Raw genomic sequence first — 15,613 nt, 5'->3', positions numbered from 1 at the left:
GCGGCGGTCGGGGAGGGCGCGCCGGGGGCGGCGACCGGAGAACTCCGTGCCGCCCCGACGCGCCCTCCCCGACCGGGAAACGGACGCCGAGAACCGGTGCCTTCGCAGGTGATGACCCTGCTCCAGCAGCGGATTCGGCTAGTGCTGCGGCCGGAAGGGTTTGTCGCGAGCCGGTGAACCGTTCCGGTCGCGGCACTAGCGGTAGTTCGCGAACTGGATCGCGAAGTCGAGGTCCTTGCCCTTCAGCAGGGCCTGGACGGCCTGGAGGTCGTCCCGGCTCTTCGAGCTGACCCGCAGCTCGTCGCCCTGGACCTGAGCCTTGACACCCTTCGGGCCCTCGTCGCGGATGATCTTCGCCACCTTCTTCGCGTTCTCCTGGGAGATGCCCTCCTGGATCGAGGCGGTGATCTTGTACTCCTTGCCGGACAGCTGCGGCTCGCCCGCCTCCAGCGCCTTGAGCGAGATCCCACGCTTGATCAGCTTGGACTGGAAGATGTCGAGGATCGCCTTGACCCGCTCCTCGCCGTTCGCCGACATCAGGATCTTCTCGCCGGACCAGGCGATCGAGGCGTCGGTGCCCTTGAAGTCGTAACGCTGCGAGATTTCCTTGGCGGCCTGGTTGAGGGCGTTGTCGACCTCCTGCCGCTCGACCTTCGAGACGATGTCGAAACTGGAGTCGGCCATGACGTGTGGCTCCTTGGATCGGGGGTGCTGGGAAACGGGTACGTACGGGGGCGGTCGCGGGCCTCCCGGCCCCGCCCCGCCGGTCAAAGCCTAGCCATCCGCACCCGATCGAGCCGCTGATCAATCCGGTGGCGGAGCACCCCCGGGCATCGGGTATCGTTTACGTCGTTGCCAGGGAGCACCGCCGAAAAGCGGTTCTCGAAGGTGACGATCCCAGGCGGTGTGCCCGAGCGGCCAAAGGGAGCAGACTGTAAATCTGCCGGCTCAGCCTTCCCAGGTTCGAATCCTGGCGCCGCCACAGGAAAAGGCCCCTGTCCACAAGACAGGGGCCTTCTTCGTTTCCGTGGCCCGTCGGCCTGTCCTGCGGGCCTGCTGCCAAGGTCGTGAGCATGGAACCCGTATCCGCGTCCGTATCCGCACCCGTACTGGTCAGCGCCTGTCTGCGCGGTGTGCCATGCCGCTTCGACGGCCGGGGCAAGGCGTCCGACGCGGTGACCGAGGCCATCGGGGACCGTCGGCCGGTGTCCTTCTGCCCGGAGGTGGCGGCCGGACTGCCCACCCCGCGCCGCCCCGCGGAGATCGTCGGCGGCGACGGGCACGACGTGCTGGAGGGCCGCGCCCGCGTCGTCGACGACACCGGGTGCGACGTAACACGGGAGTTCGTGGACGGCGCGGAACGCGCGCTGGAGGTCGCGCGCGGGGCCGGGTGCGCCGAGGCGCTGCTGATGAGCCGCAGCCCCTCCTGCGGGCGCGGCACGGTCTACGACGGCACGTTCACGGGCCGGATCCGCGAGGGCGACGGCGTCACCGCCGCGCTGCTGGAGCGCCACGGCATCACCGTCCGCCCGGCCCCGCGCGACTGAGGGCGCCCGCCGGTCCGCGTGGTCCGGAGCGCTGTACGCGGGCGCCGCCGGTCCGCGTGCCCCGGGCGCCGCACGCGGTTCCCGTCGATGCCACGGACGGCGGTGGGGCCGGCCGGGGCAGCCGGGGTCAGTTGCCCGCCACGTCCTTGACCGCGACCGCCACCGGCACGTTCCCCGAGACGAGCTCCAGCGTCAGCCCCGCCGTCGCGGGGGTCTCCAGCAGCTCCAGCAGCACCGCCGCCACGTCGTCGCGCGGCACCGGTCCGCGGCCGGTCGAGACGGCCAGACGGACCAGCCCGGTGCCCGCGTCGTTCGTCAGCATGCCGGGGCGCAGGATCGTCCAGTCCAGCGCGGTCCTGGAGTGCACGTACGCGTCCGCCGCTCCCTTCGCCCGCAGGTACGCGTCGAAGACCTCGTCGCCCGGGTGATCGGGATCGGCACCCATCGACGAAACCACGACCAGGCGCCGAACGCCTGCCCGTTCCGCCGCGTCCGCGAGCAGCACCGCCGCTCCGCGGTCCACCGTCTCCTTGCGCGGCGCGCCGCTGTTCGGGCCCGCGCCGGCCGCGAAGACCGCCGCGTCGGCGCCGCGCAGTACCGCCGCCACGTCGTCCACGGAGGCCGACTCCAGGTCCAGGACGACCGGTTCGGCGCCCGCCGCCCGGAGGTCCGCGCTCTGTTCCGGATCACGGATGACGCCGACCGCCTCGTACCCGCGCGCGGCGAGCAGCCGCTCCAGCCGCAGCGCGATCTGACCATGTCCACCTGCGATGACAATGCGCATGTTCCCGACCGTACGCCGCCGCGGGCCGCCGTGCTCAGGGCCCGCCGAACGGATCCGGCCGACCCTGGCGCGGCAGGCCGAGGGCGACCACGGTCTCCGAGTCGCAGTACTCGCGCACGGCGCTCGTCCGCGCCACCACCCGGCCGCGGTGCACCACGATCCGGCTGTACGCGAGCGACAGCACGCCCGAGAGCTGTTCCCCGCGCACGGCGAGCAGTTCGGCCGGGAACCCCGCCTCGACCCGGACCTCGGGCAGGCCCATCGCCTTCCGGGCGGTCGAGGAGACCGCCCGGTACGCCTCGGCGGGCCGCAGTCCGCTCTGCGAGGACAGCAGATAGGCGGCCTCCAGCGGGTCCCCGCGGCCCACGGGGTTCGTGACGTCCCGCAGCGCCCCGCTGCCCGCCGCGATCCGGACCCCGGCCGCGCGCAACAGCCCCACGGGCGCGGTGCCCCGGCCCTCCACCCCGCAGCAGCCGCCCTGGGGGAGGCAGATCACCGTCACCCCGGCCGCGGCGAGCTGGTCCGCGGCCCGGGTCGCGGACTGCGAGGGGAGCCGGGCCAGACCGGCGCACGGGCCGACGGAGACACCGGACCGTACCCCGCCCGCCACGGCGGCCAGCCGTCCGAGCCGGGCCGGGTCGTCACCGTCCGTGTGCAGGTCGACGGGGCAACCGTGCTCGGCGGCGATCTCCAGCACGGCCTCCGCGTAGCCCGCCGGGTCCGGGTCGAGGTCGGGACAGCCGCCGACCGCGCACGCCCCCATCTTCACCGCGTCGCGCAGCATGGCCAGGTTGTCGGCGCCCGCGACGCCGGTGAGCAGCCGGGGTACGGCGACCGGCGCGAGTTCGACGAGTCCGCACAGCGAGTCCCGGGCGCGCAGGACGGCGTCGAGCGAGGCGAGGCCCTGGACCGAGCCGATCCGTACGTGCGCGCGCAGCGCGGTGGCGCCGTGGCCGAGCTGCAGCAGCGCGGCCTCGGTGGCCCGGCGCTGGATGTCCTGGGGCCGGTGCGAGACGGGGCCCGGGATGCCGGGGCCCGTGCCGTCGGCGGTGAGCGCGGTGTCGCTGTGGGCGTGGGGTTCGACGGGGGCCGGGAGCAGCAGATGGCCACGCAGGTCCACCCGGGCGCCGGGGACGGCCAGGCTGCCCGCGGTGCCGACGGCCTCGATACGGCTGCCGCCGAGCCGTACGTCCACGACGCGGCCGTCGGTGAGGCGGGCGCCGCAGAGCACCAGGGGGTTCGTCTCGGTGGTCGTGGCGGTGTCGGGGCCGTCGGTCGGGTCGGCAGGGTCGTCGGCGTGGTCGTCGGACGGCCTCGGATGGCTCTCGGTCATCGCGCTCCTGGAACGGGAAGTCCCTGGCAGGGGGTGCGAGGGGGTGCAAAGGGCTGGGAGGGGGGAGGAAGAGGCGTCTGGAAAGCGCGGAAGATCACGCAGAGTGAGTCGAGCCTAGGGGCGTGTTCGGTCCGGTTCGAGGAGGAGCGAAATAGTCGTACCGGTGTGGCTCCGGGGACGTACGGGCCGAGGAAGGGTGCCCGGGGCGGCGCCGGCTTACCGGGGCGAGTCCGAGGGAACGCCGTGGCCCACGGGGCGGGTGATGACCCTGTCGGGGCCGCGGAAGAACCGGTCGGCGCCGCCGGGAACGGGGTGGTGGTGGCCGCGGGTGCGTGGCACCGGGGCGGAACGTCCGTGACCCGTGTGGCGGCCGAGGCGCTGTTCAGGCGGCCGGGAAGCGGGAGCGGGGCGGATGGCGGGCGGGTGGGCCGGCTGCTCGGAGCGGGGCGCCCAAACCGATTTGGGCAACCGGCGACCGAGCGTGTAATGTCTTCCTCGCTCGCCCCAATAGCTCAGTCGGTAGAGCGTCTCCATGGTAAGGAGAAGGTCTGCGGTTCGATTCCGCATTGGGGCTCTGGTGATCGGGAATCCCCGCTTCGGCGGGGGGATCCGTCATCAAAGCGGTGTAGCTCAGTCGGTAGAGCAAGCGGCTCATAATCGCTGTGTCACCGGTTCAAGTCCGGTCACCGCTACTTACGGTAGCCGATTGCGGGGTCGGTCCTTCGATCGGCTACTCTTTTTTGCGTTCATCCGTCCATCCGTCCGTCAAGGAGCACTCACGTGGCTGCCACCGACGTCCGCCCGAAGATCACGCTGGCCTGCGTGGAGTGCAAGGAGCGGAACTACATCACCAAGAAGAACCGGCGCAACAACCCGGACCGTCTTGAGATGAAGAAGCACTGCCCGCGCTGCAACTCCCACACCGCGCACCGCGAAACGCGCTGAATCAGGCTCGTACACGAGGCCGTCCCCGATGGGGGCGGCCTCGTGTCGTTGTATGGGGCTGTTGTTTCGGCCTTTTTCATCTTTCACCAGGAGGTAGCGAGCTCATGGCGCTCGACCAGTCCTTCGTGGGGCGGACCTATCCGCCCACCCCGCCGTACGAGGTCGGCCGCGAGAAGATCCGCGAGTTCGCCGAGGCGGTGGGCGATGCCAATCCGGTGTACGTCGACCCCGAGGCCGCCAAGGCGCTCGGCCACAGCGACGTGATCGCGCCGCCGACGTTCGTCTTCTCGATCACCTTCAAGGCCGCCGGTCAGGTGGTCCAGGATCCGCAGCTGGGCCTGGACTACAGCCGTGTGGTGCACGGCGACCAGAAGTTCGCCTACATGCGTCCCGTGCGGGCGGGGGACCGGCTGACGGTCACCTCGACGATCGAGGGCATCAAGTCCCTGGCGGGCAACGACGTCCTGGACATCCGCGGCGAGGTCCACGACGCGTCCGGTGAACACGTGGTGACCGCGTGGACGAAGCTGGTGGCGCGCGCCGCCGAGGAGGCGTGATGACGGCGAGGATCGGATACGAGTCGGTCGAGGTCGGTACGGAACTGCCCGCGCAGTCCTTCCCGGTGACCCGGGCGACGCTGGTCCAGTACGCGGGCGCTTCCGGGGACTTCAACCCGATCCACTGGAACGAGAAGTTCGCCCGCGAGGTCGGACTGCCGGACGTGATCGCGCACGGCATGTTCACCATGGCCGAGGCGATCCGCGTGGTCACGGACTGGGTGGGCGACCCGGGCGCGGTCGTCGAGTACGGGGTCCGGTTCACCAAGCCGGTCGTCGTACCGAACGACGACGAGGGCGCCCTGATCGAGGTCGGTGCCAAGGTGGCCGCCCTGCTCGACGACAAGCGGGTGCGGGTGGACCTGACGGCCATGAGCGAGGGCAAGAAGGTGCTGGGCATGGCCAGGGCCGTGGTGCAGCTCGCCTGAGACGGCGAGCGGGCCCGCGAAGGCGGGTAACTGCGGGCGCGGACCGGCGAGCGCGCGAGGGGCACCGTCCTGGGGCGGTGCCCCTCGCCGCCCCCCCCCGCGTCCCCCGCGTTCCGGCCGACCCGGGACCAGGCGCCGGCACGCGCGAGGTCCCGGGGCGTGGTGCCCCGGCTTCCCCGAGAGGGGGCCGGGGGCGATCTGCTTGACCAAGTTAGTGATTGCACACTAACTTCATGGCATGGCAAGGATGAGTGCGGAAGAACGGCGCGAGAGCGTCATCCGTGCGGCGATCACCGAATTCGCCCGCGGCGGCTACGACGCCACCTCCACGGAGGCGATCGCCAAGCGTGTCGGCGTCTCGCAGCCGTATCTCTTCCGCCTCTTCCCCAGCAAGCAGGCCATGTTCCTCGCCGCCGCCGAGCGCTGCGTCTCGGACACGAGGAAGGTGTTCACCGACGCGGCCGAGGGGCTGGAGGGCGACGCGGCAGTTACGGCGATGGCCGGCGCGTACCAGCGCCTCATCGTCGACGATCCCGAGAAGCTCCGGATGCAGATGCAGATGTACGCCGCCATGGTGAGCGCGGGGGACCGGGAGTTCGGCGAGGTCCTGCGCGCCGCGTGGCTGCGGATGTGGGACGACGTCCATCTCGCCCTCGGTGCCGACATCGAGGAGACGACCGTCTTCTTCGCGTACGGAATGCTCATCAACACCCTGACCTCGCTCGGCTTCCCGCCCGAGCACCGGGTGTGGGCCGGCTTCTACGACCTGGCCAAGCCGGGTTGCATGCCCGGGCCCTCGAACTGAACCCGTCCGCCGGGCCGATCCGCCGACCCCTTCCACCGGTCCGTAACGGTCCTTCGGGCGGTACGGCACCGATCTTTTCCGGACAGCGCGGCCCCGGGCCTCGCCCGGTCCCGTCGGCGACCGTCCGGCCCGACCCGGTTCCATCCCTTCCGACCTGGCTCCGTCCGGTCCGGCCCGGCTCCGTCCGGATTTCTGTCCGGTTTTCTGTCCAAGCAAGTTAGTAATTGATAACTAATCCGTAGGGGGAGCAGAGCAGTGAACCAGCCAGCGTCAGGCCGCTCGGGAGCGGTCTGGACCCTCGTCATCACCAGCGTCGCCGCCTTCATGGCCGCCCTCGACAACCTCGTCGTCACCACCGCCCTGCCCTCCATCCGGAAGAGCCTCGGCGGCGAACTCGCCGAGCTCGAATGGACGGTCAACGCCTACACCCTCACCTTCGCTGTCCTGCTCATGCTCGGAGCGGCCCTGGGCGACCGGTTCGGACGCCGTCGGCTCTTCCTCGTGGGGCTCGCCGTCTTCACCGGCGCCTCCGCCGCGGCCGCGCTCTCGTCGGGGATCGGCGAGCTGATCGCCTTCCGGGCCGTGCAGGGCCTCGGTGCGGCGATCATGATGCCGCTGACGCTCACCCTCCTCACGGCCGCCGTGCCGCCCGCCCGCCGGGGTGCCGCGCTCGGCATCTTCGGCGCCGTCTCCGGACTCGCCGTGGCCGGCGGTCCGCTGATCGGCGGCAGCCTCACCGAGCACCTGTCCTGGCAGTGGATCTTCTGGCTGAACGTTCCGGTCGGCCTGCTCCTGATGCCGCTCGCCCGGCTGCGGCTGACCGAGTCGTACGCGCCCGGCGCGCGGCTCGACGTTCCCGGAACGCTCCTGGTCAGCGGCGGCCTCTTCGGCCTCGTCCATGGCCTGGTCAACGCCAATGAGGACGGCTGGACCAGCCCCACCGTCCTCGGCTCGCTGCTCGTCGGTGCCGTGCTCGTCGGTGGGTTCGTCGTCCACGGCTTCCGCGCGAAGCACCCGATGCTGCCCATGCGGCTGTTCCGCAGCCGCGCGTTCTTCGGGATCAACGCGGCCGGTCTGCTGATGTTCCTCGGCATGTTCGGGGCGATCTTCCTGCTCAGCCAGTATCTCCAGGCCGTGGTGGGCTACTCGCCCACCGAGGCGGGCCTGCGGATGCTGCCCTGGACCGGGATGCCGATGCTGGTCGCGCCGATCGCCGGGATGCTCTCCGACCGGTTCGGCGGGCGTCCGGTGGTCGTCACCGGGCTCGCCCTCCAGGCGGTCGGCCTGGCCCTCTTCGCCCTGGTCCTCGAACCCGACGCCTCGTACGCCGCGCAGTTGCCCGGCCTGATCGTCAGCGGCGTCGGCATGGCCCTGTACTTCGCGCCCGCCGCCGGGCTCGTGATGTCCAGCGTCCGTCCCGCCGAGCAGGGCATCGCCTCCGGCACCAACAACGCGCTGCGCGAGGTCGGCGGGGCCCTCGGCGTCGCCGTGCTCGCCACGGTCTTCTCCTCGCGCGGCGGTTACGAGTCGGCGCGCGCCTTCACGGACGGCACCGTCCCGGCGGTGTGGATCGGCGCCGGAGCGGTGGCGCTGGCCGCCCTCGTCGCGTTGCTGATACCGGGGCGCGACGAGGCCCCGGCCCCTGGGACCGCGGCGGCCGACGACGCGGCGGGGGAGCGCGTCCCCGCCCCCGCCTGAGCGCGGCCCTCGCGTCCTCTCCGGGATCCCCGGCCCCGGTCGCACCGGTCCGCGGCACCGCCGAGGGGTGGGGGCCGCGTCCCGGGTGCGCCCGGGGACGCGCGCCCGGGCCGTCCACGGGCGGACCGTACTCTTGTCCCCGTGCAGGAACTCCACGACGCCCCCCTCGCCCCGCTGACCACCTTCCGTCTCGGTGGTCCCGCCTCCCGCCTCCTCACGGCGACGACCGACGCCGAGGTGATCGAGGCCGTGCGCGAGGCCGACGACACCGGCACTCCGCTCCTCGTCATCGGCGGCGGCAGCAACCTGGTCATCGGCGACAAGGGCTTCGACGGCACCGCCCTGCGCATCGCGACCCAGGGCTTCGCCCTGGACGGCACGGCGCTGGAGCTGGCTGCCGGGGAGATCTGGACGGACGCGGTCGCCCGCACCGTCGAAGCCGGTCTCGCGGGCATCGAGTGCCTGGCCGGAATCCCGGGCTCCGCCGGGGCGACGCCGATCCAGAACGTCGGCGCCTACGGCCAGGAGGTGGCCTCCACGATCACGGAGGTCGTGGCCTACGACCGGCAGGCCCGTGAAATGGTCACCCTCTCCAACGCCGAATGCGCCTTCTCGTACCGGCACAGCCGCTTCAAGGCCGAACCCGACCGCTTCGTGGTGCTCCGTGTCCGTTTCGAGCTGGAGGACGCGGGCGGCCTGTCCGCGCCCCTGAAGTACGCCGAGACGGCCCGCGCCATGGGCGTCGAACAAGGCGAGCGCGTGCCCGCCTCCGCCGCCCGCGACACCGTGCTCAAGCTCCGCGCGGGCAAGGGCATGGTGCTGGACCCCGAGGACCACGACTCCTGGTCGGCCGGTTCCTTCTTCACCAACCCGATCCTGGAGGCGGCCCAGTACGAGGCGTTCCTCGTTCGCGTCCGGGACCGGCTCGGCCCCGACGTGACGCCCCCCGCCTTCCCCGCGGCCGAGGGACGCGTCAAGACCTCCGCAGCCTGGCTCATCGACAGGGCCGGTTTCACCAAGGGCTACGGCACCGGACCGGCCCGCATCTCCACCAAGCACACCCTCGCGCTGACCAACCGGGGCGGCGCCACCACCGAGGACCTCCTCGCGCTCGCCCGCGAGGTCGTCGCAGGGGTCCACGAGGCGTTCGGCGTCACCCTCGTCAACGAACCCGTCACGGTCGGCGTGAGCCTGTAGGACACGTACGGCGGGCGTGCGGGGCGCCGGACGGTACGCCGGGCCCGCGCACAGCCCCCGGCGAGCCGGGGGCTCCTCAGTACGCCACGCCCACGCCCCGCCGCACCGCGGCCGGGTCGTCGACCAGCGCCAGCATCGCGTGGGCCACGTCGGCCCGCGAGATGGTTCGGCCGCCGCGCGGACTGCCGCCGACGACCGTCCGGTACGTGCCCGTCAGCGGGCCGTCGGTGAGCTTCGGCGGCCGTACCGACGTCCAGTCCGTCGCGCTCCCGGCCAGCGCGGCCTCCATGCGCGTCAGGTCGGCGTAGACCTCCTTGAGGACCGCCCCCAGCACCCTGCGGACCAGCCGGTCCACCAGCGGGTCGTCGGACGGGCGCGGGCCGACCGGGGCCGCGCTGACCACGACCAGCCGCCGCGTCCCCTCGGCCTCCATCGCCCGCAGCACGGACCGGGTCAGCCGTTCCGCCACGCCGTGGGCCCTCCGCCCGCGCGAGCCGAGCCCGGAGAGCACCGCGTCCCGGCCCGCCACCACCTCGCGCAGCGCCTCCGGATCCTCCAGCCGCGCCATCGTGCGGACGCTCACCCCGGGGGGCGGTACGGGCAGCCGCGCCGGATCGCGCACCACCGCGGTCACCTCGTGGCCCGCCGCCACCGCCTGGCGGACGATCTCCCGGCCGACACCGCCCGTCGCACCGAACACCGTGATCCTCATGACGCACCTCCCCGGGGAGTGAACACCCGCTCGCGCGACAGGCTCTCAGCCGACGGGCTTCGCCAGCCAGTCGTCGATGCCCGCCAGCAGCTCCGTGCGGACCGGGGCCGGCGCGGCGGAGCCGCGTACCGACTGCCGGGCCAGCTCCGCGAGCTCCTCGTCGGTGAACGCGTGATGGCGCCGTACGAGGTCGTACTGGGCGGCCAGCCGGGAGCCGAAGAGCAGCGGGTCGTCCGCCCCCAGCGCCATCGGCACCCCGGCGTCGAACAAAGTGCGCAGGGGGACATCGGCGGGCTTCTCGTAGACGCCCAGCGCCACGTTCGACGCCGGGCACACCTCGCAGGTCACCCCGCTCTCCGCCAGTCGGCGTAGCAGCCGGGGGTCCTCGGCGGCCCGGACACCGTGCCCGATCCGGGAGGCGTCCAGGTCGTCCAGGCAGTCCCGCACGCTGGCGGGGCCCGACAGCTCGCCGCCGTGCGGGGCGGCCAGCAGACCGCCGTCCCGGGCGATGGCGAAGGCCCGGTCGAAGTCCCGGGCCATGCCCCGGCGCTCGTCGTTGGAGAGCCCGAAGCCGACCACGCCCCGGTCCGCGTACCGCACCGCGAGCCGGGCCAGCGTCCGGGCGTCCAACGGGTGCTTCATCCGGTTCGCCGCGATCACCACCCGGATCGGCAGACCGGTCTCGCGCGAGGCGGCGTCCACCGCGTCCAGGATGATCTCGATCGCGGGGATCAGGCCGCCCAGCAGCGGGGCGTACGAGGTGGGGTCGACCTGTATCTCCAGCCAGCCGGAACCGTCGACGACGTCCTCCTGGGCCGTCTCGCGCACCAGCCGCTGGATGTCCTCGGGTGCCCTCAGGCAGGAGCGGGCGATGTCGTAGAGCCGCTGGAAGCGGAACCAGCCCCGTTCGTCCGTGGCCCGCAGCCGGGGCGGTTCTCCGCCGGTCAGGGCCTCAGGGAGGCGCACGCCGTACTTGTCGGCGAGTTCGAGCAGGGTCGTGGGCCGCATCGACCCGGTGAAATGCAGGTGCAGGTGGGCCTTGGGCAACAGCCGTACATCACGCTCCATCCCAGGATCTTGCCGCACGGGCGGGCTCCGGCGGTAGCCGCTTTGCCAATCAGGGGTTGCGTGCGAACAAACAACCGACCCCCGGCCGGCCGGGGGTCGGTGACGGAATTCCGGCGCCGCTACGCCTTGGCCTCCGCCAGGAGCTTCTGGAGCCGCGAGACGCCCTCGACGAGGTCGTCGTCGCCCAGGGCGTACGAGAGGCGCAGGTAACCCGGCGTGCCGAACGCCTCGCCCGGTACGACCGCGACCTCGGCCTCGTCCAGGATGAGCGCCGCCAGCTCGACCGAGGTGGCCGGACGCCTGCCGCGGATCTCCTTGCCGAGCAGCCCCTTCACCGAGGGGTACGCGTAGAACGCGCCCTCGGGCTCCGGGCACAGCACGCCGTCGATCTCGTTGAGCATCCGGACGATGGTCCGGCGGCGCCGGTCGAAGGCGGTGCGCATCTCGGCGACCGCGTCCAGGTCCCCGGAGACGGCGGCCAGCGCGGCCACCTGGGCGACGTTGGAGACGTTGGACGTGGCGTGCGACTGGAGGTTGGTCGCTGCCTTGACGACGTCCTTCGGGCCGATGAGCCAGCCCACCCGCCAGCCGGTCATCGCGTACGTCTTGGCGACACCGTTGACCACGACGCACTTGTCGCGCAGCTCGGGCACGAGCGCCGGCAACGAGGTGAACTTCGCGTCGCCGTAGACCAGGTGCTCGTAGATCTCGTCGGTCAGCACCCACAGGCCGTGCTCGACGGCCCAGCGGCCGATCGCCTCGGCCTCGGCCTCGGCGTACACGGCGCCGGTCGGGTTGGAGGGCGAGACGAAGAGGACCACCTTGGTCTTCTCCGTGCGGGCCGCCTCCAGCTGCTCCACGGAGACCCGGTAGCCGGTGGTCTCGTCGGCCACGACCTCCACCGGGACGCCGCCGGCCAGCCGGATCGACTCGGGGTAGGTGGTCCAGTACGGGGCCGGGACGATGACCTCGTCGCCCGGGTCGAGGATCGCGGCGAACGCCTCGTAGATGGCCTGCTTGCCGCCGTTGGTCACGAGGATCTGGGAGGCGTCGACCTCGTAGCCGGAGTCGCGCAGCGTCTTCTCCGCGATCGCGGCCTTGAGCTCGGGGAGCCCGCCCGCCGGGGTGTAGCGGTGGTACTTCGGGTTGCGGCAGGCCTCGACGGCTGCCTCGACGATGTAGCCGGGGGTCGGGAAGTCGGGCTCGCCGGCGCCGAAGCCGATCACCGGACGGCCGGCGGCCTTGAGGGCCTTGGCCTTGGCGTCGACGGCGAGGGTGGCGGACTCGGAGATCGCGCCGACGCGGGCGGAGACCCGGCGCTCGGACGGAGGAGTTGCAGCGCTCATGGCCTCCATGGTCCCAGACCGCCGGGCCCGGCGGCGCGAGGGTTTCGGGGAGCGGACAGGATCCCGAGGGCATCCGGACGGCCCGCGCACGACATGCGGCGGGAGATGCCGCGAGCTATCTGTTCGACGCCGGGCCGCCGAACACGTACACTCACCTGTCGTTGGCCTTCACCGGCCGAATCGCTTCCCCGCCCGGAGTACCCGGGAAGATGCGGTAGGTTGGTGGAAACCACAAAGGGTCGTAGCTCAATTGGTAGAGCACTGGTCTCCAAAACCAGCGGTTGGGGGTTCAAGTCCCTCCGGCCCTGCTACACACTCCTTCGCCAGGAAGTGTGCGCATGTACGTACTTCAATGCACCGCCGTGCGGCTCCACCGGGCGCGGCACGGCCACGACCCGGAATCAGGTGAGAAGCGTGACGGACGCCGTGGGCTCCATCGACATGCCTGATGCCGAGGATGAAGTACCCGAGTCGAAGAAGAAGACCCGGAAGGGCGGCAAGCGCGGAAAGAAGGGCCCCCTGGGGCGCCTCGCGCTGTTCTACCGCCAGATCATCGCCGAGTTGCGCAAGGTCGTCTGGCCGACTCGTTCCCAGTTGACGACGTACACCACTGTGGTGATCGCTTTCGTCGTCGTCATGATCGGCCTCGTGACCGTGATTGACTTCGGATTCCAGCGGGTCATCAAGTACGTCTTCGGCTGATCCCGCGGAGGGCGCCTCATGGGCGCCCCTTTCGCATGTTCCACCCATATGTAGCCAGGAAGAAGCAGCCACCGTGTCTGACCCGAACCTGAACGACGCCGTCGAGCCGACGGCGGGCGCCTTCGAGTCCGCCGAGGACGAGCTCGACATTGTCGAGGCGGCGGACGCCGAGGAGCCGGACCAGGCCGAAGCTGCCGACGCCGCCGCAGGGGAGCCTGCCGAGCAGGCCGCCCTGCACATCGAGGACGACGCCGCAGCCGACGCGGATTCCGACGACGACGAGAGTGATGCCGAGGAGGCCGCCCCGGTCGACCCCGTCGCAGCCCTGCGCGAGGAACTCCGCGGCCTGCCCGGCGAGTGGTACGTCATCCACACGTACGCCGGTTACGAGAAGCGCGTGAAGGCCAACCTGGAGCAGCGCGCCGTCTCGCTGAACGTCGAGGACTTCATCTACCAGGCCGAGGTGCCCGAGGAAGAGATCGTCCAGATCAAGAACGGCGAGCGCAAGAACGTCCGCCAGAACAAGCTCCCGGGCTACGTCCTGGTCCGCATGGACCTGACGAACGAGTCCTGGGGCGTCGTACGCAACACCCCCGGTGTCACCGGCTTCGTGGGCAACGCCTACGACCCGTACCCGCTGACCCTGGACGAGATCGTCAAGATGCTCGCCCCGGAGGCGGAGGAGAAGGCCGCCCGCGAGGCCGCGGAGGCCGAGGGCAAGCCGGCGCCGGCCCGCAAGGTCGAGGTGCAGGTGCTCGACTTCGAGGTGGGCGACTCGGTCACCGTCACCGACGGCCCGTTCGCCACGCTCCAGGCGACGATCAACGAGATCAACGCCGACTCGAAGAAGGTCAAGGGTCTCGTCGAGATCTTCGGCCGCGAGACCCCGGTCGAGCTCAGCTTCGACCAGATCCAGAAGAACTGACGGTTTTCCGCGGATTTCTGGACGCACGCCTACCGAGCAGGTCGGGCCGGTTTCGTCGCCGGTCTGACCTGCTCGGTTTTTGGTCGCGCAGCCATACCCGTTATCGTTGCGCGGTATGCCTCCATCCGGATGACCGGATGGTGGCGGAACACTCTCACTAGGACCCGGAGAGAGCAATGCCTCCCAAGAAGAAGAAGGTCACGGGGCTTATCAAGCTCCAGATCAACGCTGGTGCGGCCAACCCGGCTCCGCCGGTCGGCCCCGCGCTCGGCCAGCACGGCGTCAACATCATGGAGTTCTGCAAGGCCTACAACGCCGCGACCGAGTCGCAGCGTGGCATGGTCGTGCCGGTGGAGATCACGGTCTACGAGGACCGTTCCTTCACCTTCGTCACCAAGACTCCGCCGGCCGCGAAGCTGATCCTCAAGGCCGCAGGTGTGGAGAAGGGCTCCGGCGAGCCGCACAAGACCAAGGTCGCCAAGCTGACGGCCGCCCAGGTCCGCGAGATCGCCACGACGAAGCTCCCCGACCTGAACGCCAACGACCTCGACGCCGCGTCGAAGATCATCGAAGGCACCGCCCGTTCCATGGGCATCACGGTCGAAGGCTGACCCAGCCCCTTTCGTACGCAGTGGTAGGGCCGAGCGCTGGCCCGCACCACGACTCCACACCCTGAGAACACAGGAGCAGAAGTGAAGCGCAGCAAGAACCTCCGCGCTGCGGACGCCAAGGTCGACCGGTCGCGCAACTACGCGCCGCTCGAGGCCGTCCGTCTCGCCAAGGAGACCGCCTCCACCAAGTTCGACGGCACCGTCGAGGTCGCCCTTCGCCTGGGCGTCGACCCGCGCAAGGCCGATCAGATGGTCCGCGGCACCGTGAACCTCCCGCACGGCACCGGCAAGACCGCCCGGGTCCTGGTCTTCGCGACCGGTGACCGTGCTGCGGCCGCGGAAGCCGCGGGCGCCGACATCGTCGGCGCCGACGAGCTCATCGACGAGGTGTCGAAGGGCCGTCTGGACTTCGACGCCGTCGTCGCCACCCCGGACCTCATGGGCAAGGTCGGCCGCCTCGGCCGCGTGCTCGGTCCGCGTGGTCTGATGCCGAACCCGAAGACCGGCACCGTCACCCCCGACGTCGCCAAGGCCGTCACCGACATCAAGGGCGGCAAGATCGAGTTCCGTGTCGACAAGCACGCGAACCTCCACTTCATCATCGGCAAGGTCTCCTTCGACGAGACCAAGCTGGTGGAGAACTACGGTGCGGCGCTGGAGGAGGTCCTCCGTCTGAAGCCGTCCGCAGCCAAGGGCCGTTACATCAAGAAGGCCACCCTGGCCACCACGATGGGCCCCGGCATCCCGCTGGACGCCAACCGCACCCGCAACCTCCTCGTCGAGGAGGACCCGGCCGCCGTCTGAGCCCCCGCGCTCGGCCGTACGCCGTGTCACGTGTGACATCGACGGGCCCCGCAACCTTTTCAGGTGCGGGGCCCGTCCCCGTATCCGTACGCGCGAGATGTCCGTACGTATGAGCGGGCTGTGTCAGACCTGTGCGTTAGCGTGAGGGTCC

General features: G+C 71.2%; 17 protein-coding genes and 4 tRNA genes. 15 read left to right on the top strand and 6 right to left on the bottom strand.

The genetic code is table 11. From position 1 onward, the window contains the following. Positions 1-195: 195 nt before the first annotated feature. A complete protein-coding gene (locus ACFYY6_RS02335; protein ID WP_351627618.1) occupies positions 196-684 on the bottom strand; it encodes a YajQ family cyclic di-GMP-binding protein in 489 nt (162 codons plus the stop codon). A 216-nt stretch (positions 685-900) separates the two neighbouring features. Here ACFYY6_RS02335 and ACFYY6_RS02330 point away from each other — a divergent pair. Both ACFYY6_RS02330 and ACFYY6_RS02325 read left to right on the top strand, forming a co-directional pair. Further along, positions 901-982: transfer RNA gene (locus ACFYY6_RS02330), tRNA-Tyr, on the top strand. A 91-nt stretch (positions 983-1,073) separates the two neighbouring features. Further along, positions 1,074-1,547 carry a DUF523 domain-containing protein gene (locus ACFYY6_RS02325; protein WP_351521109.1) on the top strand — a complete coding sequence of 158 codons (474 nt, stop codon included), beginning with the start codon at positions 1,074-1,076 and terminating at the stop codon, positions 1,545-1,547. Positions 1,548-1,674: 127 nt separating this feature from the next. On the opposite strand, the gene ACFYY6_RS02320 is transcribed toward ACFYY6_RS02325, so the two are convergent. Both ACFYY6_RS02320 and ACFYY6_RS02315 read right to left on the bottom strand, forming a co-directional pair. After that, complete coding sequence (locus tag ACFYY6_RS02320; RefSeq protein ID WP_351521111.1) at positions 1,675-2,331, bottom strand: SDR family oxidoreductase; 657 nt, start codon at positions 2,329-2,331, stop codon at positions 1,675-1,677. Positions 2,332-2,365: 34 nt separating this feature from the next. Next, entirely contained in the window at positions 2,366-3,664 is a 1,299-nt protein-coding gene (locus ACFYY6_RS02315; protein WP_351521113.1) for an amidohydrolase family protein, read from the bottom strand. A 501-nt stretch (positions 3,665-4,165) separates the two neighbouring features. On the opposite strand from ACFYY6_RS02315, the gene ACFYY6_RS02310 reads away from it, so the two are divergent. The 8 genes from ACFYY6_RS02310 (at position 4,166) to ACFYY6_RS02275 (ending at position 9,294) form a co-directional block, all read left to right on the top strand. Continuing rightward, positions 4,166-4,238 (top strand) — tRNA-Thr (locus ACFYY6_RS02310). Positions 4,239-4,283: 45 nt separating this feature from the next. Then, positions 4,284-4,356: transfer RNA gene (locus tag ACFYY6_RS02305), tRNA-Met, on the top strand. Positions 4,357-4,444: 88 nt separating this feature from the next. Continuing rightward, positions 4,445-4,609, top strand: a complete 165-nt coding sequence (gene rpmG, locus ACFYY6_RS02300) for a 50S ribosomal protein L33 (RefSeq protein WP_003956487.1) — start codon at positions 4,445-4,447, stop codon at positions 4,607-4,609. Positions 4,610-4,713: 104 nt separating this feature from the next. After that, a complete protein-coding gene (locus ACFYY6_RS02295) occupies positions 4,714-5,166 on the top strand; it encodes a MaoC family dehydratase N-terminal domain-containing protein (protein ID WP_073786739.1) in 453 nt (150 codons plus the stop codon). Then, positions 5,166-5,594 (top strand): MaoC family dehydratase, encoded by a 429-nt coding sequence (locus ACFYY6_RS02290; protein WP_351521115.1) that lies wholly within the window; start codon positions 5,166-5,168, stop codon positions 5,592-5,594. The genes ACFYY6_RS02295 and ACFYY6_RS02290 overlap by 1 nt, the downstream gene beginning before the upstream one ends. A 247-nt stretch (positions 5,595-5,841) precedes the next feature. Next, a complete protein-coding gene (locus ACFYY6_RS02285; protein ID WP_389191467.1) occupies positions 5,842-6,399 on the top strand; it encodes a TetR/AcrR family transcriptional regulator in 558 nt (185 codons plus the stop codon). 255 nt (positions 6,400-6,654) lie between these two features. Further along, positions 6,655-8,097 carry a DHA2 family efflux MFS transporter permease subunit gene (locus ACFYY6_RS02280; protein WP_389191287.1) on the top strand — a complete coding sequence of 481 codons (1,443 nt, stop codon included), beginning with the start codon at positions 6,655-6,657 and terminating at the stop codon, positions 8,095-8,097. 141 nt (positions 8,098-8,238) lie between these two features. Beyond that, positions 8,239-9,294, top strand: coding sequence for a UDP-N-acetylmuramate dehydrogenase (locus ACFYY6_RS02275; RefSeq protein ID WP_351521119.1), 1,056 nt, complete (start codon positions 8,239-8,241; stop codon positions 9,292-9,294). Between the two features lie 76 nt (positions 9,295-9,370). Here the strand turns inward: ACFYY6_RS02275 and ACFYY6_RS02270 are convergent, their stop codons facing one another. From ACFYY6_RS02270 to ACFYY6_RS02260, 3 genes are all read right to left on the bottom strand, one after another. Further along, the gene (locus ACFYY6_RS02270; protein WP_389191284.1) at positions 9,371-10,006 is read right to left on the bottom strand and encodes an NAD(P)-dependent oxidoreductase; all 636 of its coding nucleotides are present in this window, start codon (positions 10,004-10,006) and stop codon (positions 9,371-9,373) included. Between the two features lie 45 nt (positions 10,007-10,051). Continuing rightward, complete coding sequence (locus ACFYY6_RS02265) at positions 10,052-11,074, bottom strand: adenosine deaminase (protein WP_351521123.1); 1,023 nt, start codon at positions 11,072-11,074, stop codon at positions 10,052-10,054. 119 nt (positions 11,075-11,193) lie between these two features. After that, positions 11,194-12,420 carry a pyridoxal phosphate-dependent aminotransferase gene (locus tag ACFYY6_RS02260; RefSeq protein WP_389191281.1) on the bottom strand — a complete coding sequence of 409 codons (1,227 nt, stop codon included), beginning with the start codon at positions 12,418-12,420 and terminating at the stop codon, positions 11,194-11,196. Positions 12,421-12,655: 235 nt separating this feature from the next. Here ACFYY6_RS02260 and ACFYY6_RS02255 point away from each other — a divergent pair. The 5 genes from ACFYY6_RS02255 (at position 12,656) to rplA (ending at position 15,462) form a co-directional block, all read left to right on the top strand. After that, positions 12,656-12,728 (top strand) — tRNA-Trp (locus ACFYY6_RS02255). A gap of 106 nt (positions 12,729-12,834) precedes the next feature. After that, positions 12,835-13,122, top strand: a complete 288-nt coding sequence (gene secE / locus ACFYY6_RS02250) for a preprotein translocase subunit SecE (protein WP_073786747.1) — start codon at positions 12,835-12,837, stop codon at positions 13,120-13,122. A 73-nt stretch (positions 13,123-13,195) separates the two neighbouring features. Continuing rightward, the gene (nusG, locus tag ACFYY6_RS02245) at positions 13,196-14,047 is read left to right on the top strand and encodes a transcription termination/antitermination protein NusG (RefSeq protein ID WP_073786748.1); all 852 of its coding nucleotides are present in this window, start codon (positions 13,196-13,198) and stop codon (positions 14,045-14,047) included. A gap of 176 nt (positions 14,048-14,223) precedes the next feature. Next, positions 14,224-14,658, top strand: coding sequence for a 50S ribosomal protein L11 (gene rplK / locus ACFYY6_RS02240; RefSeq protein ID WP_073786749.1), 435 nt, complete (start codon positions 14,224-14,226; stop codon positions 14,656-14,658). Positions 14,659-14,739: 81 nt separating this feature from the next. Next, complete coding sequence (gene rplA / locus ACFYY6_RS02235) at positions 14,740-15,462, top strand: 50S ribosomal protein L1 (RefSeq protein WP_351521130.1); 723 nt, start codon at positions 14,740-14,742, stop codon at positions 15,460-15,462. Positions 15,463-15,613: the final 151 nt, after the last annotated feature.

The sequence above is a fragment of the Streptomyces sp. NPDC001750 genome (genome assembly GCF_042892615.1).
Taxonomy (GTDB): Bacteria; Actinomycetota; Actinomycetes; order Streptomycetales; family Streptomycetaceae; genus Streptomyces.
This window is presented reverse-complemented; position numbering and strand designations above follow the sequence as displayed.